Below are 22,253 nucleotides of genomic sequence, written 5' to 3' on the forward strand. Positions count from 1 at the left end.
GACAATAACTGTAAGACAAAGAAGCACCCGCCCCAGGGAACCTGGAGCAGGTGCTTCTTTGTCTTACAGGAATTCATCGATTTCATTAAGCTTGAAGGTGTAGACCTGCTTCTCGTCCACATGGTATACACTCAGCGAATTCGCCGTTTCGTCAAAGTTCAGAATACGGCAAGGCATGGACACCTGCTTGCCGTGCCGGTTCGCACGCAGCCGGACCAGCTGGTTATTCTGAATGTACTGCCTGATTTTGCCGAATACATCAGCAGGAGTTTCTACCGGTGCTGCCGCCGGCTTCTTGGCTGCTGGCTTCTCCGCAGGCTTGTCTGCCGGAGGGTCTGCCGGCTTCTCCGGCAATTTCACCGGAGCAGGTGTGAAGGCGTCATTCTTCAGAGCCATTTTTGCAGACTTCAACAGATGATCAATGGCTCTTCCAAGCTCCAGCCCGGAGTTGATGTTGAAATCCGTGACTTTGTCGCTGGCATTCAACATTTCAAGCAGGAACTGCAGCGCAAGCGGGTTCGTACGGGCATTAATCAGGATGTCGACATTGAATAGATAATTGCCGTCGGTGTGTTGTAGTTTCTTATCCATTAATCCCCCAGCGTAATCGTTAGTCACGATTTCTTTAATTTAAATTAGTATATAAACTATACCACTAAATAAGCGGAAATTATATACCCTCTTGCATAGAAATAAGGACTTCCGGCCCTTCAATTTCTCTATGAACTAGGACCATCGTCCACACGCGCTCTGAGCCGGAAGCATAACCTACAACGTGAATGTGAAAAGAAGGAGGTGCTGCAAATGGTAACGTTAGAGCCTATGATGGTGGGCAACCATGTCCTGGTAGGTGTTGAGGTGAAGCTGCCCAAAACTACGCTGCTCAGCATCAGTACAGACAAAGGATATATCATGTGCGGGGCGCTGGATATAGGACTGCTGAACGAGGTGCTGAGCGACCGGCAGATTATTGCGGCAAGGGCTGTCGGGGTGCGCACGCTTCCTCAGCTGTTGGCCGCGCCGCTGGAGTCTGTAACCATAGAAGCAGAGAAGCTGGGAATTGTTCCAGGCATGTCCGGTGCAGAGGCCTTGCTGCTAATGATGTAAGGCGCATAGCGATGTGCAGTCAGCCAAGGGACTTCCCAGTCCTTTGGCTGACTTTATTCTGTCTTTGAACCGTATTATTTAGCATAACCAGCGACTGCTTGGTTCATCCTACGGGGTAGGACAGAAGCTTGCATCTGGCGGCGGGGATGAGGGCATGTCCGGGTTCAAGCTTGTTTCGCCCTCCAGGCAGAAGGGTAAATGAAGAATAGACAACTGCAAGGCCGGATAATGGACAAGCAGCCGGCTAAATTAAAGTGGATAAGGAAGGGATCATCTCATGGCTAAAGCATCAAATAAAGTGAACACTGCTTCATTGGAACAGGTACTGAACCGTCAGGTTGCCAACTTGAACGTATTGTATGTGAAAGTTCATAACTATCACTGGTATGTGAAGGGTGAGCAGTTCTTCGCCTTGCATGTGAAGTTCGAAGAGCTGTACGATGATATTACACTCAAAATGGATGAGGTGGCTGAGCGCCTGCTGAGCATCAAAGGCAGCCCTGCAGCAACTATGAAAGAATATCTGGAACTGGCTACCATTCAGGAAGCCACAGGCAAAGAAGATGCCCGCGGTATGGTTCAGGCGCTGATCGAAGATTTCGCTACAGTGGCTGAAGAACTGACAGAAGGCATTGAGCTGGCAGAAGAAATCAGCGACCAGCCGACAGCAGACCTGTTCATCAAGATCCGCACGGATCTGGAGAAGAACCAGTGGATGCTGCGCGCTTTCCTGGGCTGATTGCCAGGCAGGCGTCCAGAATGAAGAAGACGAAGGCAAGCCTCCCGCGGGAGGCTTTATTTTTTTGATAGTGTGGTTATTTTGGACTATGATCAATTATTGTTTGGACGAATTTCAGGGAAGCCTGCAGCTCCGGCTCGGTGAAGGAGTTCATGCTCTCGAGAAATTTCTGTTCAAGGTGCTCATGCATCTTGGCGTGGATGTCAAAGAGCTGTCTGCCTTTAGGGGAAAGGCTGAAGTATACCTCTTTCTTGTTGTCGTTCATCCGGCTTCGCTTGATGCAGCCATCCTGCAGGAGCTTGGTGCTGATTTTGGTGATGCTCGCCTTGGACAGCTTCATTTTGTCCGCGATTGCAGTGCTGTTAATCGGTTCGTTATTGCCGATACAATCGAGGACATGAATGCTGGTTAGACTGGTTGATGAGAACGTAATCCCGTGCTCCTGCAGGAGTTCAGCCAAAGTATTTTCTTCAGCGGCAATATATTCCTCTGATAAATGGGATAAATGGATAAAACGGTCATACAGCAGGCGCTTAAGTCCTTCGGCTGGATACATGGGGCCAGGCCACTCCTTCTTGTAACTTGTATTTACTAAATCCATTCTAGTTCATTATTATTCACTAGTAAACTAATTATTTAACGGATTTATCGTTTAAAATAATGGATTGACATTCCCCATATTTGAAAATATAGTTTACTGGTAAATTATTTTTATGCCAAAGCTATATTTGGGGAGGAATGAGAGTGAAGAATGTATCCGGAACCATAAGAGAACGGCGGACGATTAGGAGATTCAGCGATATGCCAGTTGAGCAGGAAACTATTGTATCTGTGCTGAATGAAGCCGCCGGTCTATACGAGGCCGAGGGAACACCTCACTGGCGCTGTCTTTATGCCGGAACCCCCGAGTCCCGGGATGAACTGGCAGAATGTATGATCGCGAAGGTTAAGGGAAGCACTCTTGCCAAGCTCCTTCCTTCCAAAATGACCGTTCTTCTGAAGAAGCAAATAATGAATACGCCGGCCCACATCCTCTTCATTGCTGAAGCCGCTGAAACGCAGCAGCAGCGGGATGTGAATTATGCCGCGGTCTGCAGCATCATGCAGAACGTTCAGCTGCTGGGCTGGGAGCAGGGACTTGGTATGCTGTGGTACACAGATCCCATAATTCTCAGCGAGTCTTTATATAAAAAAATTGGTTTGCGTGAGGGAGAACGGTTTGCCGGAATTCTGGAAATCGGCTATTTTGACAAGGCACCGAAGGGGCGGAAAAGAACGCCGGCTGAGCGAAGCTGGACTATCATTGGTGAGGAGGGCAGCTTGCTTGCAGATTCCACTCTGCCTGCTCCACAAAGCGTACAGAAGCTGCTGAACGAAGCGGTCTGGGCACCGAATGACGGCCTGAGGGAACCGTGGAGGTTCGTCTACGTAACCGGCGGCGAGGTTGCCCGTCAACTCAGCTCTGCAGAGGAGCAAGCCCTGATGCCGTTGCTGCTGGTTGTAGCCACAGAAGAAGCCGATCCTCATAAGCAGCAGGAGGATTATGCCGCAGTCTGCTGTCTCGTTCAGAATTTTCAGCTTCTGGCCAAATCTGAAGCGTGGCGGGTACGCCGCCACATTCCGGAATGGGTGTATGAACGGGAACGGTGTAAGGCACTTGGACTTCACCCGCTGGAGCGGATCGTTACTGTGCTGGAACTGGGCGGGGACAAAAGCGGCCCAGAATCCAGAGCTTTGCCTCCAGAAGTAAGAATAGAGCTGAATTCATTTGTAAAAACCGGACCTTTGTAATAAAATTAGTGAGAATCATTGATAATCATCCTGATTCACTTTATAATAATTACAATGTGATAAAAAATCTAAATGCTTGTAATCAGGGTTAACCTGTGACAATACAACTTTCTGATTTCGCAAATCGATCAATGGAGGGAATAATTATTATGGCAGCAGAATTTGTCATTGAGGGACTGAAAGCGACGATTGAAGGAAAAGAAATTCTGAAGGGAATCAATCTTCAGATGAAGGGCGGAGAAATTCACGCCGTGATGGGACCGAACGGTACGGGTAAAAGTACGCTGGCTTCGGCGCTGATGGGACACCCTAAGTATGAAGTCACAGAAGGCACCGCTGTACTTGAAGGGGAAGACCTCCTGGAGATGGCAGTGGACGAACGTGCCCGTGCCGGATTGTTCCTCGGGATGCAATATCCGAGTGAAATCAGCGGAGTGACCAACTCCGACTTCCTGCGCAGTGCGATTAACTCCCGCCGTGAAGAGGGCAGTGAGATCTCTCTAATCCGTTTCATCCGGCTGATGGAAACCAAGATGAAGGAGCTGGATATGAATCCTGAGTTCCTGCACCGTTACCTGAACGAGGGCTTCTCCGGCGGGGAGAAGAAGCGTAACGAGATTCTGCAGATGATGATGCTGGACCCCAAGATCGTCATCCTTGACGAAATTGACTCCGGCCTGGATATAGATGCACTCAAAATAGTTGCTGACGGTGTGAACTCTATGCGCAGTCCGGAACGCGCATTCCTGGTTATTACCCACTATCAGCGTTTGCTTAATTACATCAAGCCTGACTATGTGCATGTCATGATGCAGGGACGGATTGTCAAATCCGGCGGTCCTGAGCTGGCACAGAGACTGGAAGCAGAAGGTTATGAATGGATCAAGGAAGAGCTCGGCATCGAAGACGAAACTGTAGGACAAGAAGCTTAGAAACGCTGGAAGGAGGAAACCACTTATGACGACGCAAACCATTCTTCCCGTGGACGCCCAGCAGCTCAGCGCACAGTCGCAGAGCAGCGGTGAACCGGGCTGGCTGAAGGACGGCCGCTTGAAGGCTCTGGAGCTTGCCGCTGAGCTTGAGCTGCCGAAGCTGGAGAAGACGCGGATTGACCGCTGGAATATCAACAACTATGGGGCATACAAGCCAAGCCAGTCGCTGGCGGCACTTCAAGAGGCACCAGCCTCTATTGCCGGGCTAATTGAAGGACAAGAAGAAGGCAGCCTGATTATTCAACGGAATTCAGGGGCTGTATATGCCCGCCTAGCCCCGGAGCTGGCTGCGCAAGGGGTTATTTTCACCGATTTGCAGACTGCAGTCAGAGAGCATGGAGACCTTGTTCAGCGTTATCTGCATAAGGCAGTATTGCCTGAAGAGCACTCCATCGCCGCATTGCATGCAGCACTATGGAACGGCGGGGTATTCCTCTACGTTCCGAAGAATGTCATCCTCGAGACTCCGCTGCAGGCGGTGCTGCTCACGGATGACGCTGAAGCTGCCTTTGTACCGCATATTCTGATTGTAGCCGATTCGAATAGTTCCGTGACTTACGTAGATAACTATGTATCGGATAAGTCCGAAGCGGGTCTGCATAACGGAGCGGTTGAAGTCTTCGTCGGTGCTGGCGCTACAGTGAGATACGCTACGGTGCATCAGCTCGGCCAGGATACTACAGATATTACTTACCGCCGTGCCGTTGTGGAGAATGACGGTTCGATCGAATGGATCATCGGTGAGATGAACTATGGCGATACAGCCAGTGATACCAAATCGGTGCTTAAAGGCAACGGTTCAAGCTCAGATGCAAAGGTAATTGCTGTAGGCTCCGGCTCGCAGAAGCTGAGCTACACTACACAGGCGCAGCATTTCGGACGGAATACACCGAGTGATATGATTACCCGTGCTGTTATGCGGGATTCAGCAACCTCGATCATTAACGGAATTACGAAGATTGAGAAGGGCGCAACCAGAGCTGACGGACAGCAGACAGAGAAGGTTCTGATGCTAAGCCCTAAAGCGCGCGGAGACGCCAACCCAATTTTGCTTATAGATGAAGATGATGTTACCGCAGGCCATGCCGCTTCTGTAGGACAGGTCAATTACGAGCAAGTCTATTACCTGATGTCCCGGGGATTATCGCGTCATGATGCAGAAACACTGATCATATACGGCTTCCTTGCACCTGTTGTGTCGCAAATTCCACTGGAGGGACTGCGCAATCAGCTCCAATCTCTTGTGGAAAGGAAGTTAGGCCAATGATTAGCAGTCAGATCCGGGAGCAGTTTCCCATCCTGAACCAAGAGATTAACGGCCATCCTCTGGTCTACCTGGACAGTGCAGCCACTTCACAGAAGCCGCGCCAGGTCATTGAGGCGCTCAAGTCTTACTACGAATGGGATAATGCCAACGTACACCGCGGGGTGCATACCCTGGGGAGCCGGGCAACCGATGCGTATGAAGGCGCCCGTGAGAAGCTCAAGAACTTCATTAATGCCCGCAGCGTGAAGGAAATCATCTTCACACGCGGGACAACGACCGCGCTTAACATTGTAGCTTCCTCTTACGGTCCTTCCGTCCTGAAGGAAGGGGATGAGATTGTGATTACCCAGATGGAGCATCACAGCAATTTCATTCCCTGGCAGCAACTGGCCAAGAACACCGGGGCCACCCTGAAATTCCTTCCGCTGCAGAAGGACGGGACGATTACGCTGGAGGATGCTGAGCAGACGATTACTGCTCAGACGAAGATCGTAGCCATAGCGTATGTATCCAATGTCATGGGGGTTACCCATCCTATCAAAGAGCTTGCAGCGATTGCCCACCGGAACGGTGCAGTAATCGTTGTGGACGGGGCACAGAGCACACCTCATATGAAGGTGGATGTGCAGGACCTGGATTGTGATTTCTACGCCTTGTCCGGGCACAAGATGCTTGCGCCTACGGGTATCGGTGCTCTCTATGGCAAGAAGGCGCTGCTGGAAGCTATGGATCCGGTCGAATTCGGCGGCGAGATGATCGATGATGTCGGGCTGTATGAGTCTACCTGGAAGGAGCTGCCGTGGAAGTTCGAAGGTGGAACACCGATTATTGCGGGTGCCGTCGGATTAGGGGCAGCGATTGATTTCCTCCAGGAGGTCGGGATGGATGAGATCCACCGCCACGAAATGCAGCTGGCTGCTTATGCGGAGCAGCGCCTGTCGGAGATCAGCGATCTGACGATCTACGGTCCCCGTAACCGTCAGGTGGGGGTAGTCACCTTCAACCTGGGTGATGTCCATCCGCATGATGTAGCCACCGTGCTGGATGCGGAAGGCGTGGCTGTCCGCGCGGGGCATCATTGCTGTCAGCCGCTCATGCGCTGGCTGGAGGTCAGCTCCACCGCAAGGGCAAGCTTCTACCTGTATAATACAGAGCAGGATGTAGATTCGCTGGTTCAAGCCTTAATCAAGGCAAAGGAGTACTTCAGCTATGAACTTGGATGACTTATATAGACGCGTAATTATGGATCATTACAAAAATCCCCGGAATCGCGGCTCATTTGAAGACGACGCACTTAAGATCGAACTCAATAACCCTACCTGCGGCGACCGTATTACACTTCAGCTTAAGGTGGAGGATGGCGTTGTCCAAGACGCCCGTTTCAGCGGCGAAGGCTGTTCGATCAGCATGTCGTCGGCTTCGATGATGACGGAAGCGGTCAAAGGCCAGACAGTAGCGCATGCGATTGAGATGGCCGACAGCTTCTCCTCTCTAATGAAGGGTGAGGCAGCCGATTTTGGAGACTACGAAGATATTGAGGCCCTCTCCGGTGTTAATAAATTTCCTGCGCGGATCAAATGTGCCACTCTGGCCTGGAACGCGCTTCGCAAAGGCATAGAAACGTAAGAAGCTTATCAATAACATTACACAAGGAGGCTGACACCATGGCTAAGAAAGCGCCTGATATGGAGGAATACCAGTACGGATTCCGTGACGAGCACAAGTCGATATTTCAGTCTGGTAAAGGACTCACGGAAGAAATCGTCCGGGAAATCTCCGCTATCAAAAACGAACCGGAATGGATGCTGGAATTCCGGCTGAAATCCCTGGAGCAGTTCCGCAAGATGCCAATGCCGCAGTGGGGCGGGAATCTGGATGATCTGGATTTCGAGGATATCCAATATTATGTTAGACCTTCAGAGAAGCAGGGCAAGACTTGGGAGGAAGTTCCTTCTGAGATCAAAGAGACCTTCGACAAGCTGGGGATTCCGGAAGCGGAGCAGAAGTTCCTTGCCGGTGTCTCTGCACAGTACGAATCCGAGGTCGTCTATCACAGCATGCAGCAGAACCTTGAAGATCAGGGTGTAATCTTCACGGATACAGATTCTGCGCTTCGTGATCATCCGGAGCTGTTCAAGAAGTTCTTCGGTACGATCATTCCTCCTGCTGACAACAAGTTCGCCGCACTTAACAGTGCCGTATGGTCCGGGGGCAGCTTCATCTATGTTCCTAAGGGTGTGAAGTGTGAAGTTCCTTTGCAGGCCTACTTCCGCATCAACTCCGAGAATATGGGACAATTCGAGCGTACTCTGATCCTGGCAGACGAAGACAGCTTCGTGCATTACGTTGAAGGCTGTACTGCACCGATCTACAGCACGAACTCTCTGCATAGTGCAGTGGTTGAGATTCTCTGCATGAAGAATGCCCGTGTCCGTTATACAACAATTCAGAACTGGGCACCGAACATCTATAACCTGGTTACCAAACGTGCGGTTGCCGAAGAGAATGCTACCATGGAATGGGTAGACGGCAACATTGGCTCCAAGCTGACAATGAAATATCCAGCGGTTGTTCTTAAAGGCCGTGGAGCCAAGGGCTCTGTATTGTCCATCGCGGTAGCGGGCAAGAATCAGCATCAGGATGCAGGCGCCAAAATGATCCACTTAGCACCGGATACTACCTCAACCATCGTATCCAAGTCGATCAGTAAGCACGGCGGCAAGGTCACTTACCGTGGACTCGCTTCCTTCGGCCGCAAGGCAGAAGGCGCGAAATCCAATATCAAATGCGATACGCTCATTCTGGATAACGAGTCCACCTCGGATACGATTCCTTACAATGAGATCATGAACGATAATATTGTGCTTGAGCATGAAGCGACGGTCTCCAAGGTGTCTGAGGAGCAGCTATTCTACCTCATGAGCCGCGGCCTCTCCGAAGCCGATGCCACGCAGATGATTATCATGGGCTTCATCGAGCCGTTCACCAAAGAACTGCCGATGGAATATGCGGTCGAGATGAACAGATTGATCAAGTTTGAAATGGAAGGCAGTATCGGGTAACCAGGAGCTTCCTCCAATATTCAAAGATATATGTACTGAGTGTCCACAGAACTTTGATGCAGGTTGGTCAAAGCTCTGTGGGCATTTTTGTGTTCTATTAGGACTGCTTGAGTTTTTTTCTGTAGTAGGGATGAGGTGGACTGAGAAGCTCTTATATCTTCAAAAAAGCTCATATTGGTGCTGAAACGGACTGAGTTTCCCTTATATTGTCTTTCGAGATGTTAAAACAGGGCCGGTCTGTGAAATAAAGGAATCTGAGTCCGATTGCTAAGTAAATACTGCTGATTTTCTCGATTAGCGAAATCTCAGTCCTCTTCAGAAGCCATTTCGCAACAAAAATACATAAAATCCCTATTATTAGATTGCTGTAAAGCTAATTCAGACAGTTGAATCTTGCTATTTCTTAATTGAGCAGTATTTGCGAGGAAATAGCAGCATTTAAAACGACGGGCGTCCTTTAGCCCCTGCTTAAGCCCGGTTTATTCCGAAAAAAGAGGGAAAACGGTGGTTTCTCCCCTTTGCCGCATTAAATTAGGGATGATAAACTGCTTAAAGTCACTAAATTGGAAGCGCTAAAAAAGCTAGCTTGCGGTGCGATATTTAGAGACCAAGTTCTTGCTTACGAGGAAGGTTACTTCGTAAAGCTAAGTTTATGCTTACGAGGAAGGTTACTTCGTAAAGCTAAGTTTATGCTTACGGAGCCAGCTTTACTTCGTAAAGCTTTAAGGAGGAGAGATATGGATGTTCTCAGGCAACTGCGGGGCTTTTATCGGGAGAAGCTACACTATCTGATTCTGTCGATTGTATGTTTGGCGGCCGCAACTGCAGTGGGGCTTATTACCCCCAATTTGTTAAGGAGATTGATCGATGATGTTATTGTTCCCCTAAAGTTTACTGAGGTGCCCGTACTCGCTCTCAGTGTGCTTGCTGTCATTATTGTCAAGGCGTGCCTGCAGTTTGCCCATGGATTTTTCGGCGGACGGCTGGGGAATTTCCTGGCTTACCGGCTGCGTAATGCCTGCTATGAGAAGCTGCAATTTCTGTCCTTCCGGTATTATGATACGGCGAAGACAGGTGACCTGATGTCCCGGCTGACCGGGGATTTGGAAGCGATCCGCATGTTCATCGGCTTCGGATTTGCCCAATTGTTGAATGTGTTCTTCATGGTTCTGTTCGGCTCCATTATGATGTTCACCATCAATTGGCAGCTGACGCTAGTTACTCTGATCACTATGCCGTTTCTGGCGGTCGTCGCGCTTAAGTTTGAATCCAAGATTCATCCGGCCTTTCAGGAGATGCGCCTGGCGTTAAGTTCCCTGACAACGGCTGTACAGGAGAATGTCACCGGGGTAAGAACGGTCAAATCGTTTGCCAGAGAGGCTTACGAAGTTGAGAAGTTCTCACACCGTAATGAACGTTATAAAGATAATCAGATTTTTGCAGCCGAGCTGTGGAGTAAATTCTTCCCGTTCATGGAGCTGCTGGCTTCGGTCAGTGTCGCCATCCTGCTGGGTGTCGGCGGTACTCTGGTTATCAATAAGCAGATGTCGCTGGGTGAGCTGGTTGCGTTCTTCAGCCTGATCTGGTACATCATTGGCCCTGTCTGGGGACTAGGGTTCCACATCAATAACTATACCCAGTCGAAAGCCTCCGGTGAACGTGTGCTGGAAGTGCTGAATCAGACAATCGATGTCCGGGATATAGAGAATGCCCGCGAGCTTGTATCGGCAGAAGTAAAGGGTGAGGTAGAGTTCGATCATGTCACCTTCGCTTACGGCAACAAAATGCCAGCAGTCAAGGATATTCATTTCCATGCCGAGCCTGGTGCGGTCATTGGCTTCCTTGGCGGAACGGGGTCCGGTAAATCCACGATTACCCAACTGATGATGCGTGCCTATGATGTGAATCAGGGCAGTATCAAGCTCGATGGCGTGGATATCCGCGAGTTCCAGGTCCGCAGTCTGCGTTCGCAAATATCGACGGTGTTCCAGGAGACATTCCTGTTCTCCTCATCGATCCGCAATAATATCTCTTATGGACTGAAGAATGTCAGCATGGATGAGATCATCCGTGCCGCTGAGCTGGCGAAGGCGCATGACTTCATTATGGAGATGCCGGAAGGCTACGATACGGTAGTCGGGGAGCGGGGAATGGGTCTCTCGGGCGGCCAAAAGCAGCGGATTGCCATCGCCCGCGCACTGCTCAAGAATCCGCGGATTCTCATTCTGGATGATGCGACCAGTGCAGTGGATATGGAGACGGAGCACGAGATTCAGGCCGGCTTCCAGGAGGTTATGCGCGGACGGACCACCTTGATTATTGCCCACCGCATCTCCTCCCTGCGCCATGCCGATCAGATCATTGTCATGAATGAAGGGAGAATGGTACAGCAGGGCACCCATCAGGAATTGATTGCGGTCCCAGGGCCATACCAGGATGTGTACCGGATTCAGTACGCCGATTACTTAGCCAGGGATAAGAAGCGAGAGGCAGGTGATCCGGCATGAACCTTGAGACCTCCAAGCAGACCACTGACGGTGTAAAAGATACGGATAACAGTAAGGTAGAAGAACAGACGCTGGAAGAACGCTTTATCTATAAAGACGATGATGTGATCGACAAGGCTTTTGACTGGAAGCAGTTCACCCGCTTATTCAGCTATATGAAGCCATATGCGAAGCAAATGCTGCCGCTGGTCTCGATCATGATGATTCTGGGTACGATTACCAAGCTGACGGTTCCGTTCCTGACCAGTATGGCGATTGATAAAGCAATTGCTCCAAAAGACGGAAACACCAGCTTGACGCTGCTATACACGTTAACGGCTAGTGTAATCATTCTGTATCTGATTCAATGGATTGCCGGCGTATACCGGATCAAATATACGAATGTGATCGGCCAGCGGGTGATTTATGACCTGCGATCGGACCTGTTCCGGCATATCCAGAAGCTGTCCTTCAACTTCTTCGATAAACGTCCGGCCGGATCCGTCCTGGTCCGGGTGACCAATGATATCAACTCGCTGCAGGATTTGTTCACCAACGGGGTCGTCAATCTAATGATTGACTGTGTGCAGCTGCTGGGCATTATGATTATTCTGCTGCTGATCAACTGGAAGCTGGGGCTGGCGGTGATGGTTACCGTACCGATCATGTTCCTGATCTCCACCAAGCTGCGGCAGAGAATCCGCATCGCCTGGCAGGATGTGCGTATGAAGAACTCTCGGATCAACTCGCATCTGAATGAGTCGATTCAGGGGATTCGCGTTACTCAGGCCTACACCCAGGAAGAAGAGAACATGTATTATTTCGATGCCATGAATATGGACAGCCGCAAATCGTGGAACAAGGCTTCAGCGATGAACCAGGCGTTCGGTCCGATCATTGAAATCACCGGCGGCTTCGGGACGATGGTCCTCTTCTGGCTCGGGGCTTATCTGATCCAGTCCGGTGAGCTTACGGTCGGTCTCCTGGTGGCCTTCAGCAGTTATGTCAGCAACTTCTGGGACCCGATCAACCGGCTGGGACAGATGTACAATCAGCTGCTTGTTGCGATGGCTTCCTCAGAGCGGATCTTCGAGTATCTCGATGAGCAGCCTGCCGTTCAGGATAAGCCAGGAGCGACAACGCTGCCCAAGATCCAAGGGGATATTCACTTTAATAATGTTGTGTTTGAATATGAGAAGGGCCGTGCGGCACTCAAAGGCATTAATCTGGATGTCAAAGCAGGCCAATCGATTGCTCTCGTAGGGCATACCGGCTCCGGCAAAAGCACAATCATCAACCTGATTGGCCGGTTCTATGATATCAAGAGCGGCGGCATTACCATTGATGGACAGGATATCCGCGAGGTGAAGCTCCAGAGTCTGCGCGAACAGATCGGGATTGTCTTGCAGGATACCTTCATCTTCTCGGGAACGATCCGCGACAACATCCGCTTCGGGCGGCTGGATGCCACGGACGAAGAGATCGAAGAGGTCGCCAAGGCCGTAGATGCTCATGATTTCATCACCAAGCTGCCCGGGGGTTATGATACCGAGGTAGAGGAGCGGGGAAGTGCACTGTCCATGGGCCAGCGCCAGCTGCTGTCCTTCGCCCGGGCGCTGCTGGCCGATCCGCGTATTCTGATTCTGGATGAGGCGACAGCCAGTATCGATACGGAGACGGAGATCAAGATTCAGGAAGCGCTGAAGCTGCTGCTTCAGGGACGGACCTCCTTCATCGTCGCTCATCGCCTCTCGACCATCCGGCATGCCGATAAGATTGTGGTCCTGGATCACGGCGAGATTAAGGAAGAAGGCAATCATGCCGAGCTGACCAAGCATGACGGTATTTATAACGGATTAATTGAAGCGCAGTTCCGCTTCTTGTAGAAGCACATGTAGAAGCACATGCAGCAGCCTGGCCCCGATATGGGGGATGGGCTGCTGTTTTTATGTGCTGGAAAGTATAGGTGGTGCGCTGAGCTCCCTTTCCATCAAGACCGTTTCCCCGGCTTCCCGCTTACCCGGACCTCCAGCAGCTGCGCGCTGATCTCTTGTTGCCACTGGGTATCATAAGTATCTGCTGCCAGCAGGGCTTCGACATGGAGGCGCGCCATTTCCCAGCAGTAGACGGTGTTAACATGCAGGCAGTGCTGAAGCTCGTCTTGTTCCGCCGGAGCCAGCGGGCGCTTCAGACTCAGGGTATATAGCTCGGCAAGGCGCTGGTGAACCGCAAGCATCATATCTCCTCCTTGTATTACTGTCTGCTATTAGCGTGGCCCTCAAGATCCGGTTTCAAACCGAATCAAGCCTAATATGAATATTTAGATCTTTATAAATAAAGTTCTTGAAATCGCTTTTATTTATGCTACAATAGCAGTAATACAGGATTGTGACCGGTAACGCGGGCAATGCCTAAGCTGATGCGAGTATCATTTTATGAATGATATTGGGATCAACTTAGGCTTTTTTTGTACAAACTATGCGGCAGGAGGTGAAATAGAGATGATTATCGAGAAGGTGCTGAACAATAATGTGCTCCTGACCAAGAACCAGAAGGGCAAGGAGGTTATTGTGATGGGCAGAGGGATTTCCTTCAATAAGGTAGCGGGGGATTATGTTGATCCTGCCAAGGTGGATAAGATTTTTCTGCTGAATGAGAATGAATTCACTGCCCGGCTGACTGAACTGCTGAATGATATTCCGGTAGCTCACCTGGAGCTGGCCAGCGGCATTGTCACCTACGCGAGTGGAGTGCTGCACACGGAGCTGAACGATAATCTCTATCTGACGCTGACGGATCATATCCATTTCGCGCTGGAGCGTTTTGAGAAGGGGATTCAGCTGAAGAATGCGATGCTGTTTGAGATCAAGCGCTTTTACCAGAAGGAATTCGGGATCGGGCTGGATGCCTTGAAGATGATCGAACAGACCACCGGCCTCTCGCTGGGTGAGGACGAAGCCGGCTTCATTGCCTTGCATCTGGTCAATGCCAGAATGGATGGCACGGAGGTTAGATCGACGATCAAGATGACAGAGATCGTTCAGAATATTCTGAATATCGTTACTTATCATTATAAGGTGGTGCTGGACGAGACCTCACTTAACTACTCGCGGTTCCTGACCCATCTGCAGTATTTTTCCATGCGTGTGCTGAAGAAGGAGACCAATAATAGCGGGGAAGAGTTCCTGTACAACCAGGTGAGAATTACCTATGTCAAGGCTTTCGAATGTGTAGGCAAGATCAATGAATATCTGGAGAAATCGCATGGTCAGAGCCTCAGTAAGGATGAATATGTCTATCTGACGATTCACATTCAGCGTGTAACAGAACGCAATAATCTGGAGTAACACATAACAGATAACATACGCAGGACTACAACATTTCATATTTTCATATCATCTTTCAGGGTGTAACTGGTCATGCAGGCAAAACCTGAACTGATGGCAAAAAAAGCGTGTAATGACGCCTCTTTTGCCTTGAGTTCAGGTTTTTCTTGTTTGCAGAGGGGAAAGATAGAAAAGCTGGCACAACTCGTCTCTGCAACGATGCTTAAATACAGAACTTTCAAAGGAGCAAACTCAAATGAGCGATAAAGACTTATCCAAAAAAATCATCACACTCGTTGGCGGAGAAGGGAATGTGAATTCCGTCTTTCATTGTGCCACACGCTTAAGATTCAAGCTGAAGGATAACAGCAAAGCCAATAAAGCAGCGCTGGAGAAAACGCCGGGAGTCATTACAGTAGTGGAGAACAGCGGACAGTTCCAGGTGGTCATCGGCAACAATGTCAGCCAGGTCTTCGAGCAGATTATGAAGGAAACCTCGCTTCAGGATGCGGAGAAAATCGGCAGCGACGAGAGCTCGGAAAGCACCGGAGTTCTGGGCAAAGCGGTGGACATCATTTCGAGCATTTTCTCGCCGATTCTGGGTGCACTGGCCGGGGCAGGGATCCTCAAAGGCTTGCTGGCTCTGATTCTGTCCCTGGAGTGGATTAGCGCCACCAGCGGCACTTACATGATCCTTAATGCGGCGGCCGACAGCGTATTCTATTTCCTGCCTGTCTTCCTGGCGGTTACAGCAGCGCGCAAATTCAAGGCGAATCAGTTCGTGTCGATTGCCATAGCCGGAGCCTTGATCTATCCCGCAGTCATTGCGGCCGTAGGCTCACCAGACCCGCTGCACTTCCTGGGGATCAAGATCGTACTCATCAACTATTCCTCCAGCGTGATCCCGATTATTCTGGCGGTATGGGTGCAGTCGTATGTAGAACGGTGGTTCCGTTCCTTCATTCATGAGTCGGTGCGGAATATTCTTGTTCCCATGTTCGCGCTGCTCATTGTTATTCCGCTTACGTTCCTGGCCTTCGGACCGGTAGGCTCGCTGATCAGTGACGGACTCGCTTCCGGCTATACTTGGCTCTACAATCTAAGTCCGCTTGTGGCCGGAGCCATAGCCGGGGCGTTCTGGCAAGTATTCGTAATCTTTGGTGTACATTGGGGCTTCGTCCCGATCATGCTCAGCAATATTGCTACATTGGGTCAGGATACCATGCTGCCTATTCTCAGTGCGGCCGTTCTGTCGCAGGCCGGGGCTGTATTCGGTGTATTCCTGAAATCGCGGAACCCGCAGCTTAAGGCGCTTGCCGGTTCTTCTACACTATCAGCAGTCTTCGGAATTACTGAACCCACGATTTATGGAGTCACTCTGAAGCTCAAAAAACCGTTCATCTACGCTTGTATCTCCGGCGCTATCGGCGGTGCAATTATTGCAACAGGCGGCGCAAGAGCATTGTCCTTCTCGCTGCCGGGTCTGCTGGCCCTGCCGACGTATTTCGGCACCGGATTTGTCTGGGTAGTCATTGGTATACTGGTAGCATTTGTACTGTCCACTGTACTGGTGTTAGTACTTGGCTATAAGGAGCCTGAGACAGTTGCTGCGGCATCGGTTAATCCAGGCGGAACCTCGGGTATAACTACACCGACGCTGATTGATAAAGAACTGGTTGTAAGCCCGCTCTCCGGTACGCTGCAGCCGCTCAACACCCTGCCTGACGAAGCTTTTGCTTCCGGCGCCATGGGCAAGGGGATAGTCATTGAGCCCTCTTCAGGCATCTTGACCAGCCCTGTGAACGGTACCGTAACTACTGTATTCCCGACAGGACATGCCATCGGCATCACTTCGGATAGCGGTGCGGAGCTGCTGATTCATGTCGGTGTTAATACCGTGAAGCTTAAGGGGCAGCATTTTACCAAAAAAGTGAAGGAAGGCGACAAGGTGGTCAAGGGTCAGCTATTGCTTGAATTTGACCTTGAAGCCATCCGTGCTGCCGGATTTGTAACTGCAACACCAGTGATTGTGACCAACTCGGCACAATACCTCGATGTGCTTAAGAGCACAGGGACAGAAGTGCCTAGCGGCGAGCTGCTGCTCACACTAATCCGATAAAATGATAGCCTCCCCCGGCCGGGGGAGGCTTCAGTTGTTCTTCAACTTCAAGCAGCACTTCTGCGCCAACGCAGGGGTGCTGCTTGATTTATGTGAAATGTAAGGATTTATCCTGCGTAGAGGAAGTCTCGCTACTCCATGTAAATCTCAACGACGGCAATTGTGCGTTCGCGTGACAGGTCAAGGAACCTGCCTTCGCTCTGCACAAGCGGACGGAAGACATCCAGCGGGTTGTTCATCACGATGACACCCATATCACCGGTGTTCAGCAGGACGCGCTTCCCGATGAAGTTAGGCATCAGATGATTGATGAAGGCCTGAACCGGTTTGCCGTTCAGCTTACCGAAGCTAAGGGAGTTGATCTCACGCAAAACGGAAATTAGCTCCTGCTTGGACTGATAGACCCGGTGAGTGGTCATAGCGCTGTAAATATCCGCAACGGCTGCAATCTGGGCGTAAGGGTGAATGTCTGTCTTAGTCAGCTGCTTGGGATAACCGGAGCCGTCCTCGCGTTCATGATGCTGCAAGGCAACCAGAGCTGTGAAAGGATCGTTCATGGAATTCTGTATGATTTCGTAACCGTAAACCGTATGTAATTTGATCTCTTCGTATTCATCAGGCGTTAATTTGCCGGGTTTGTTCAGAATGGCGGGGGAGATGCGGCATTTGCCGATATCAATCAGGTATCCCGCACGGCCGATCTCGTAACACTCTGACTTAGAATAGCCAAGCCACGTAGCCAGATAATACGAGAGCATGCCAACCTGAAGGGAATGGTTATAGGTATAATTATCCTCCCGGTCCAGCAACAGCAGGAGGGTTACTACATCCTTGTGTTTGTCTAGCGAGGATAAGGTCGGCTGAAGAATATCATCCACTACAGACTGATTGAAGCTGCCTTTGCTGAGCGCTTCCATATATAGAGACTCAAAGCCGTCAATCATGGTATCGAAGCTGTTGGTTGCGGCCTGGATAATTGAGGTCCGGCTGGAAGGGGCGGGTTCTTCCTGTACCGTGTCAATATCTACATAATCAACGCCGTGCTGTATCAGCTTGGCGATTTCCTCCATTTGCAGCCGTGATCCCTTAGGGAGTACATGCAGCCCGCGAGAGCTGAAGGTATCCATCTGCAGATGATCACCCGGTTTAAGATCCATCACGTGTACTCTCAATGAATAGGCCACCTTACTATAGCAATTTTTTACAGCATAGCAACAAAGTCCGCAATATTCAATGGTGTAAGAGTACTGATTGTAGCTTGCAGATTGTGCAACCCGCTGGTCCTAACCTGTTGTGTTCCTGTGCATATTCGCGGAAGGGGAACGGTCCGGTTAACCGCCGGACACGGGCGGAATGAAGGCTACCTCTGAGCCTTCGGTAATATCTGTATCATCAGGCGCATATTCCTGATCAACGGCTACCAGGGATACACCGATCTGCGGCGCAGCATCGGGATAGGAGGCGGAGAGGAGTTCCTTCAGCCGGCCAGCTGTTACAGGGGACTCATGGGCGTGGAAGACCAGAGTGGAGGAACCGATAATTTCGGCCAGACCGGCGAACAGCCGGATAGAGATATGCATGTGTTCTTCACCCTTTCTGGACTTAAGCTTAGGACAGCTTATAATGATTACAATATACCATATTGAGTCTGAAAATGTTATGCTAACTCTAGAACAGAACAAGCCTGCCGCTTACTTTATAAACGGCTGTACAAGTGGGAGGGAAGCCAGCTTATGAAGCCTGGGCCGCAAAGATTAACCATTATTCATACCAATGATATACATAGCCACTTTGAAATGATGAGTCCGCTCGCGGCAGTGATATCCGCGATGAAGGCAGCGGCGGGCGAGGAGCCGGTGCTGCTGCTTGATATCGGAGATCATATGGACCGCGCTGCCGTAGAGACGGAAGGCACGATGGGACAGGCCAACATCGATATTATGAATTTGACCGGATACGATGCAGTCACCATCGGTAATAACGAAGGCCTCACCTTCTCCAAGGAGATGCTCTCAGCCATATTCACAGGCATCCAGTGTCCTGTAGTATGCTGCAATTTCCTGGAGTCCGCCACCGGTGAGCCGCCGCACTGGATGCAGCGCCGCGCGGTTCTGGAGAAAGACGGGATCAAGATTGGAATAACTGGTGCGACGGCGGCGTTCACCTCCTTCTATTCCTTGCTCGGCTGGGATGTGCTGGACCCGGAAGAGGCACTGCGCGAGCAGGTTCAGCTGCTTGCCCCGCAGGTGGATATCGTGATCATTCTGTCACACCTGGGGCTGCCCGCAGACCAGAGGCTGGCAGAGAAGCTGGAAGGCGTGCATGCCATTCTGGGCGGGCACACCCACCATATGCTGGAGCAGCCGCAGATGATTAACGGGACAGCCGTATGCGGCGCCGGCAAATTCGGCCGGTACGCCGGACGGGTGGTCTTCGAGCGGGAGCAGCCAGGCGGATCGTTTCACCTGGCCGAAGGAGTCTGCACGGCAGTCGATCCTGCCTTGACGGAGGAGCTTGTCGCTCCGGCGGCGGCGATCCATCTGCTGCGCGGGCGTGAAGCCCTGGAGGAGACGGTTGCCATCAGCGACCGCATGCTTTCGCTGGACCTGCAGGGGGAATCTCCTTTTGGCAACCTGCTGGCACAGGCGGTCCGCCAGTTCACAGGCAGCCCCATCTCGCTTGTTAATACAGGCCAGCTGCTTGGCCCGCTGCCGGAGGGCAACATCACCGCGGGCATGCTGCATGCCTTATGTCCTTCTCCGATTAATCCCTGTATTGTACAGCTGACAGGCAAGGATATCCGCACTGCACTGGAACAGAGTCTGATGGCAGAGTTCCGCAATAAGGTCATCTATGGATACGGCTTCCGGGGAGAAGTACTGGGCACCTTGGCCGTGGACGGATTAAAAATCTTGTACGATCCTAGGGTCATGCCTTATGATAACGGTATTGCGATTTTTGCCGGCGGGGAGCAGCTGGAGGATACCAAGGTATATAGTGTCGGCACGCTGGATATGTTTACGTTCCGTACAGGCTATGAGAGTATAGCCAACGGCCGGGAGGCGGTATTTATGCTTCCTCATTTCCTGCGCGATCTGCTGCGGATGGAGCTGCAGCGGCCGGGGAGTCTGGATGAGTGTGAAGCGGTTCGCTGGGAGAGGCAATCCACCTGATGATCCATACCATGTTTAATCAAATTGATAGTTAACGCATTACCAGGTTTCATTGACTAGATCAGGAGGAGTAATATGGATACAATTACAGCCATTATTCTGGCAATTGTGGAAGGAATTACGGAGTTCATTCCGGTTTCTTCGACGGGACACATGATTTTAACGACTAAGCTTCTGGGCTTCAATGAGCAGGATTCGATTATGAAGACTTATGAGATTGTGATTCAGCTGGGGGCCATACTGGCCATTGCGCTGGTTTACCGTCAGCGGATTGTGAATCTGCTCGGCTTCGGCCGCAGAGACAGAGGGGGCGTAATGCCGGCAGCCCGCCTGAACCTGATTCATGTGCTGCTGGGCATTGTGCCTGCGCTCGCTGTAGCTTTTTTTGCAAGGGACTTTATCAAAAGCCTCTTCGGGGCATCCACCGTCCTCTGGGCACTGGTAGCAGGCGGTATTCTGATGATCATTGCCGAATGGGTCAACAAACGCAAGATCCGCGTGACGGCGCATGACCTGGATGATCTGTCTTACGGGCAGGCACTTTCGATCGGACTGTTCCAGATTATTTCCGTCCTCTGGCCCGGGTTCTCCCGCTCCGGCTCAACAATTTCCGGGGGGATGCTGAGCGGGGTGAGCTACAAGGCTTCAGCCGACTTCTCCTTCCTCATCGCGATTCCGATTATGTGCGCGGCCTCGGGGTATGAGCTATTGGATTCGTACAAGAATTTCACGAGTGAGACCATCGGGTATTTTGTCATCGGCTTCATCATTTCCTTCATCGTGGCCTATGTGGTGGTGGTTCTGTTCATGAGAATGATCCAGAAGATCAGACCGACGCATTTTGCCATCTACCGCTTCATACTTGCAGCCGCCTTCTGGCTGTTTATTATGCGTTGATTCTCAGCCTGGCATCACAGATAAGCAATTTTACCGTTAAAGGCAGGAGTGAGCCAAGGTGCGTCTAGTATCCGTCAATCGGCTTCAGGCGGGAATGAAGCTGGGTAAAAAAATATATAATGATGAAGGGCTGGTTCTGCTCGCGGACGGAGTGGAGCTTACCGATCCCTTGATCAAGCGGCTCGCCAGAATCGATATCGGCTATATCTATATTGAGGATTCACTCACGGAGGATATTGTGATTCCCGGAATGCTGCAGGATGAGACGCGTAATCAGGCGCTCAAGGTGATCCGTAACCAGTTCCAGCAGATGTCTGGCGCCTCGGGGATTACCAAAGGCTTTTATCATCTGGACAAGAAATTCTCCAAGGTGATGGATTCCATCCTCGACGACATGTCCCTGCAAGAGGACCCGATGATCATGCTGCTTGACATGCACACGGCTGATAATTACCTGTACGTCCATTCCCTGAACGTATGCCTGTATACGCTGGTGCTCGGCATTGCCCATGGCTACAGCAAAGAAGAGCTGCGGGTCATCGGGCTTGGGGCGCTGCTGCATGATATCGGCAAGACGCAGATTCCTGTCAAAATTGTACAAAAGCCCGGTATGCTCAGCGAGGAGGAATTCCGCCATATGCAGGCGCATACCGAGATTGGATACCGCATTCTCAAGGAAGAGCCGAATATTCCTCTGCTGGCGGCTCACTGTGCTCTGCAGCATCATGAACGGATTGATGGTTCCGGCTATCCGCGCGGCCTGACGGGTCCGCAGATCCATGAATATGCGAAATGGCTGGGCGTAGCAGATTCCTATGATGCGATGACCTCCAACCGGATCTACAAAAAAGCCATGCTGCCCCATCAGGCGGTAGAAGCGCTGTATGTCGGCTCTGGAACCCTGTACGAACAAAAGCAGCTGGAGTTATTCAGAGACCGTGTGGCCATCTATCCGCTGGGACTTACGGTGAAGCTCAGCTCCGGCGAGAGCGGTGTGGTGGTCAAGATTGATCCCAGCACGCCGCATCGGCCTGTTGTCCGGGTGCTGAACGGACCCGAAGGCGAAACGGTTACCCCCTATGAACGTGATCTCAGCAAAGCCCTCTCTGTAGTCATTGTGGATGTGACGGACGGGGGAGAACCTGTAGTGAAAAGTACCGGATAGGTGTTCTGCGCAGCGAGGAGAGAATAGGGTATCTGCAGGAATTGCGGAGCTGTATTCTCCGCCTTGCTGTTTTTTTGAGTAGTCGTGGTATGATATAGCTTAAGTTATCGTTCTTTTTCTTTTGTTTTG

21 protein-coding genes are annotated in these 22,253 nt (G+C 51.0%); 16 read left to right on the forward strand and 5 right to left on the reverse strand.

Annotated elements, in window-relative coordinates:
• Positions 1-63 precede the first annotated feature (63 nt).
• A complete protein-coding gene (locus MKZ07_RS00275) occupies positions 64-591 on the reverse strand; it encodes a hypothetical protein (protein ID WP_036692779.1) in 528 nt (175 codons plus the stop codon).
• Between the two features lie 213 nt (positions 592-804).
• On the opposite strand from MKZ07_RS00275, the gene MKZ07_RS00280 reads away from it, so the two are divergent.
• Both MKZ07_RS00280 and MKZ07_RS00285 read left to right on the forward strand, forming a co-directional pair.
• Positions 805-1,107: a YunC family protein gene (locus MKZ07_RS00280; RefSeq protein WP_036692781.1), complete on the forward strand. Its 303-nt coding sequence runs from the start codon at positions 805-807 to the stop codon at positions 1,105-1,107.
• A 277-nt stretch (positions 1,108-1,384) separates the two neighbouring features.
• Positions 1,385-1,846: a Dps family protein gene (locus MKZ07_RS00285; protein ID WP_036692784.1), complete on the forward strand. Its 462-nt coding sequence runs from the start codon at positions 1,385-1,387 to the stop codon at positions 1,844-1,846.
• 76 nt (positions 1,847-1,922) lie between these two features.
• On the opposite strand, the gene MKZ07_RS00290 is transcribed toward MKZ07_RS00285, so the two are convergent.
• Positions 1,923-2,402, reverse strand: coding sequence for a MarR family transcriptional regulator (locus tag MKZ07_RS00290; protein WP_036692786.1), 480 nt, complete (start codon positions 2,400-2,402; stop codon positions 1,923-1,925).
• A 188-nt stretch (positions 2,403-2,590) separates the two neighbouring features.
• Between MKZ07_RS00290 and MKZ07_RS00295 the strand changes: the two genes are divergently transcribed.
• The 8 genes from MKZ07_RS00295 (at position 2,591) to MKZ07_RS00330 (ending at position 13,330) form a co-directional block, all read left to right on the forward strand.
• A complete protein-coding gene (locus tag MKZ07_RS00295) occupies positions 2,591-3,637 on the forward strand; it encodes a nitroreductase family protein (RefSeq protein WP_341023952.1) in 1,047 nt (348 codons plus the stop codon).
• A gap of 149 nt (positions 3,638-3,786) precedes the next feature.
• On the forward strand, positions 3,787-4,569 hold the full coding sequence (sufC, locus tag MKZ07_RS00300; RefSeq protein ID WP_341023953.1) for a Fe-S cluster assembly ATPase SufC: 783 nt from the start codon (positions 3,787-3,789) through the stop codon (positions 4,567-4,569).
• Positions 4,570-4,594: 25 nt separating this feature from the next.
• A complete protein-coding gene (gene sufD, locus MKZ07_RS00305; RefSeq protein ID WP_036692793.1) occupies positions 4,595-5,896 on the forward strand; it encodes a Fe-S cluster assembly protein SufD in 1,302 nt (433 codons plus the stop codon).
• Positions 5,893-7,119 carry a cysteine desulfurase gene (locus MKZ07_RS00310; protein WP_076155073.1) on the forward strand — a complete coding sequence of 409 codons (1,227 nt, stop codon included), beginning with the start codon at positions 5,893-5,895 and terminating at the stop codon, positions 7,117-7,119. The genes sufD and MKZ07_RS00310 overlap by 4 nt, the downstream gene beginning before the upstream one ends.
• Positions 7,106-7,522 (forward strand): Fe-S cluster assembly sulfur transfer protein SufU, encoded by a 417-nt coding sequence (gene sufU, locus MKZ07_RS00315; protein WP_341023955.1) that lies wholly within the window; start codon positions 7,106-7,108, stop codon positions 7,520-7,522. Before MKZ07_RS00310 ends, sufU begins: the two co-directional genes overlap by 14 nt.
• 38 nt (positions 7,523-7,560) lie before the next feature.
• Positions 7,561-8,958: a Fe-S cluster assembly protein SufB gene (sufB, locus tag MKZ07_RS00320; protein ID WP_036692799.1), complete on the forward strand. Its 1,398-nt coding sequence runs from the start codon at positions 7,561-7,563 to the stop codon at positions 8,956-8,958.
• A gap of 737 nt (positions 8,959-9,695) precedes the next feature.
• Entirely contained in the window at positions 9,696-11,465 is a 1,770-nt protein-coding gene (locus tag MKZ07_RS00325) for an ABC transporter ATP-binding protein (protein WP_341023957.1), read from the forward strand.
• A complete protein-coding gene (locus MKZ07_RS00330; protein ID WP_036692802.1) occupies positions 11,462-13,330 on the forward strand; it encodes an ABC transporter ATP-binding protein in 1,869 nt (622 codons plus the stop codon). The genes MKZ07_RS00325 and MKZ07_RS00330 overlap by 4 nt, the downstream gene beginning before the upstream one ends.
• 104 nt (positions 13,331-13,434) lie before the next feature.
• On the opposite strand, the gene MKZ07_RS00335 is transcribed toward MKZ07_RS00330, so the two are convergent.
• Entirely contained in the window at positions 13,435-13,683 is a 249-nt protein-coding gene (locus MKZ07_RS00335) for a DUF7667 family protein (RefSeq protein WP_235218366.1), read from the reverse strand.
• 262 nt (positions 13,684-13,945) lie between these two features.
• Between MKZ07_RS00335 and licT the strand changes: the two genes are divergently transcribed.
• The 3 genes from licT (at position 13,946) to MKZ07_RS00350 (ending at position 16,889) form a co-directional block, all read left to right on the forward strand.
• Positions 13,946-14,791 carry a BglG family transcription antiterminator LicT gene (gene licT / locus MKZ07_RS00340; protein WP_036692805.1) on the forward strand — a complete coding sequence of 282 codons (846 nt, stop codon included), beginning with the start codon at positions 13,946-13,948 and terminating at the stop codon, positions 14,789-14,791.
• A gap of 72 nt (positions 14,792-14,863) precedes the next feature.
• Positions 14,864-15,037: a hypothetical protein gene (locus MKZ07_RS00345; protein WP_156949556.1), complete on the forward strand. Its 174-nt coding sequence runs from the start codon at positions 14,864-14,866 to the stop codon at positions 15,035-15,037.
• A complete protein-coding gene (locus MKZ07_RS00350; RefSeq protein ID WP_036692806.1) occupies positions 15,027-16,889 on the forward strand; it encodes a beta-glucoside-specific PTS transporter subunit IIABC in 1,863 nt (620 codons plus the stop codon). Before MKZ07_RS00345 ends, MKZ07_RS00350 begins: the two co-directional genes overlap by 11 nt.
• Before the next feature lie 131 nt (positions 16,890-17,020).
• Here MKZ07_RS00350 and MKZ07_RS00355 read toward each other — a convergent pair whose 3' ends face one another.
• Both MKZ07_RS00355 and MKZ07_RS00360 read right to left on the reverse strand, forming a co-directional pair.
• Positions 17,021-18,061: an HD-GYP domain-containing protein gene (locus MKZ07_RS00355; RefSeq protein ID WP_036692808.1), complete on the reverse strand. Its 1,041-nt coding sequence runs from the start codon at positions 18,059-18,061 to the stop codon at positions 17,021-17,023.
• Positions 18,062-18,220: 159 nt separating this feature from the next.
• On the reverse strand, positions 18,221-18,469 hold the full coding sequence (locus MKZ07_RS00360; protein ID WP_036692939.1) for a MoaD/ThiS family protein: 249 nt from the start codon (positions 18,467-18,469) through the stop codon (positions 18,221-18,223).
• 153 nt (positions 18,470-18,622) lie between these two features.
• Here MKZ07_RS00360 and MKZ07_RS00365 point away from each other — a divergent pair, with 153 nt between their 5' ends.
• From MKZ07_RS00365 to MKZ07_RS00375, 3 genes are all read left to right on the forward strand, one after another.
• A complete protein-coding gene (locus MKZ07_RS00365) occupies positions 18,623-20,062 on the forward strand; it encodes a bifunctional metallophosphatase/5'-nucleotidase (protein ID WP_036692809.1) in 1,440 nt (479 codons plus the stop codon).
• Between the two features lie 75 nt (positions 20,063-20,137).
• Complete coding sequence (locus MKZ07_RS00370) at positions 20,138-20,959, forward strand: undecaprenyl-diphosphate phosphatase (RefSeq protein ID WP_036692810.1); 822 nt, start codon at positions 20,138-20,140, stop codon at positions 20,957-20,959.
• 58 nt (positions 20,960-21,017) lie between these two features.
• On the forward strand, positions 21,018-22,124 hold the full coding sequence (locus tag MKZ07_RS00375; protein ID WP_036692813.1) for an HD-GYP domain-containing protein: 1,107 nt from the start codon (positions 21,018-21,020) through the stop codon (positions 22,122-22,124).
• Positions 22,125-22,253 lie beyond the last annotated feature (129 nt).

The organism is Paenibacillus sp. FSL P4-0338, from assembly GCF_038002365.1.
GTDB lineage: Bacteria > Bacillota > Bacilli > Paenibacillales > Paenibacillaceae > Paenibacillus_AQ.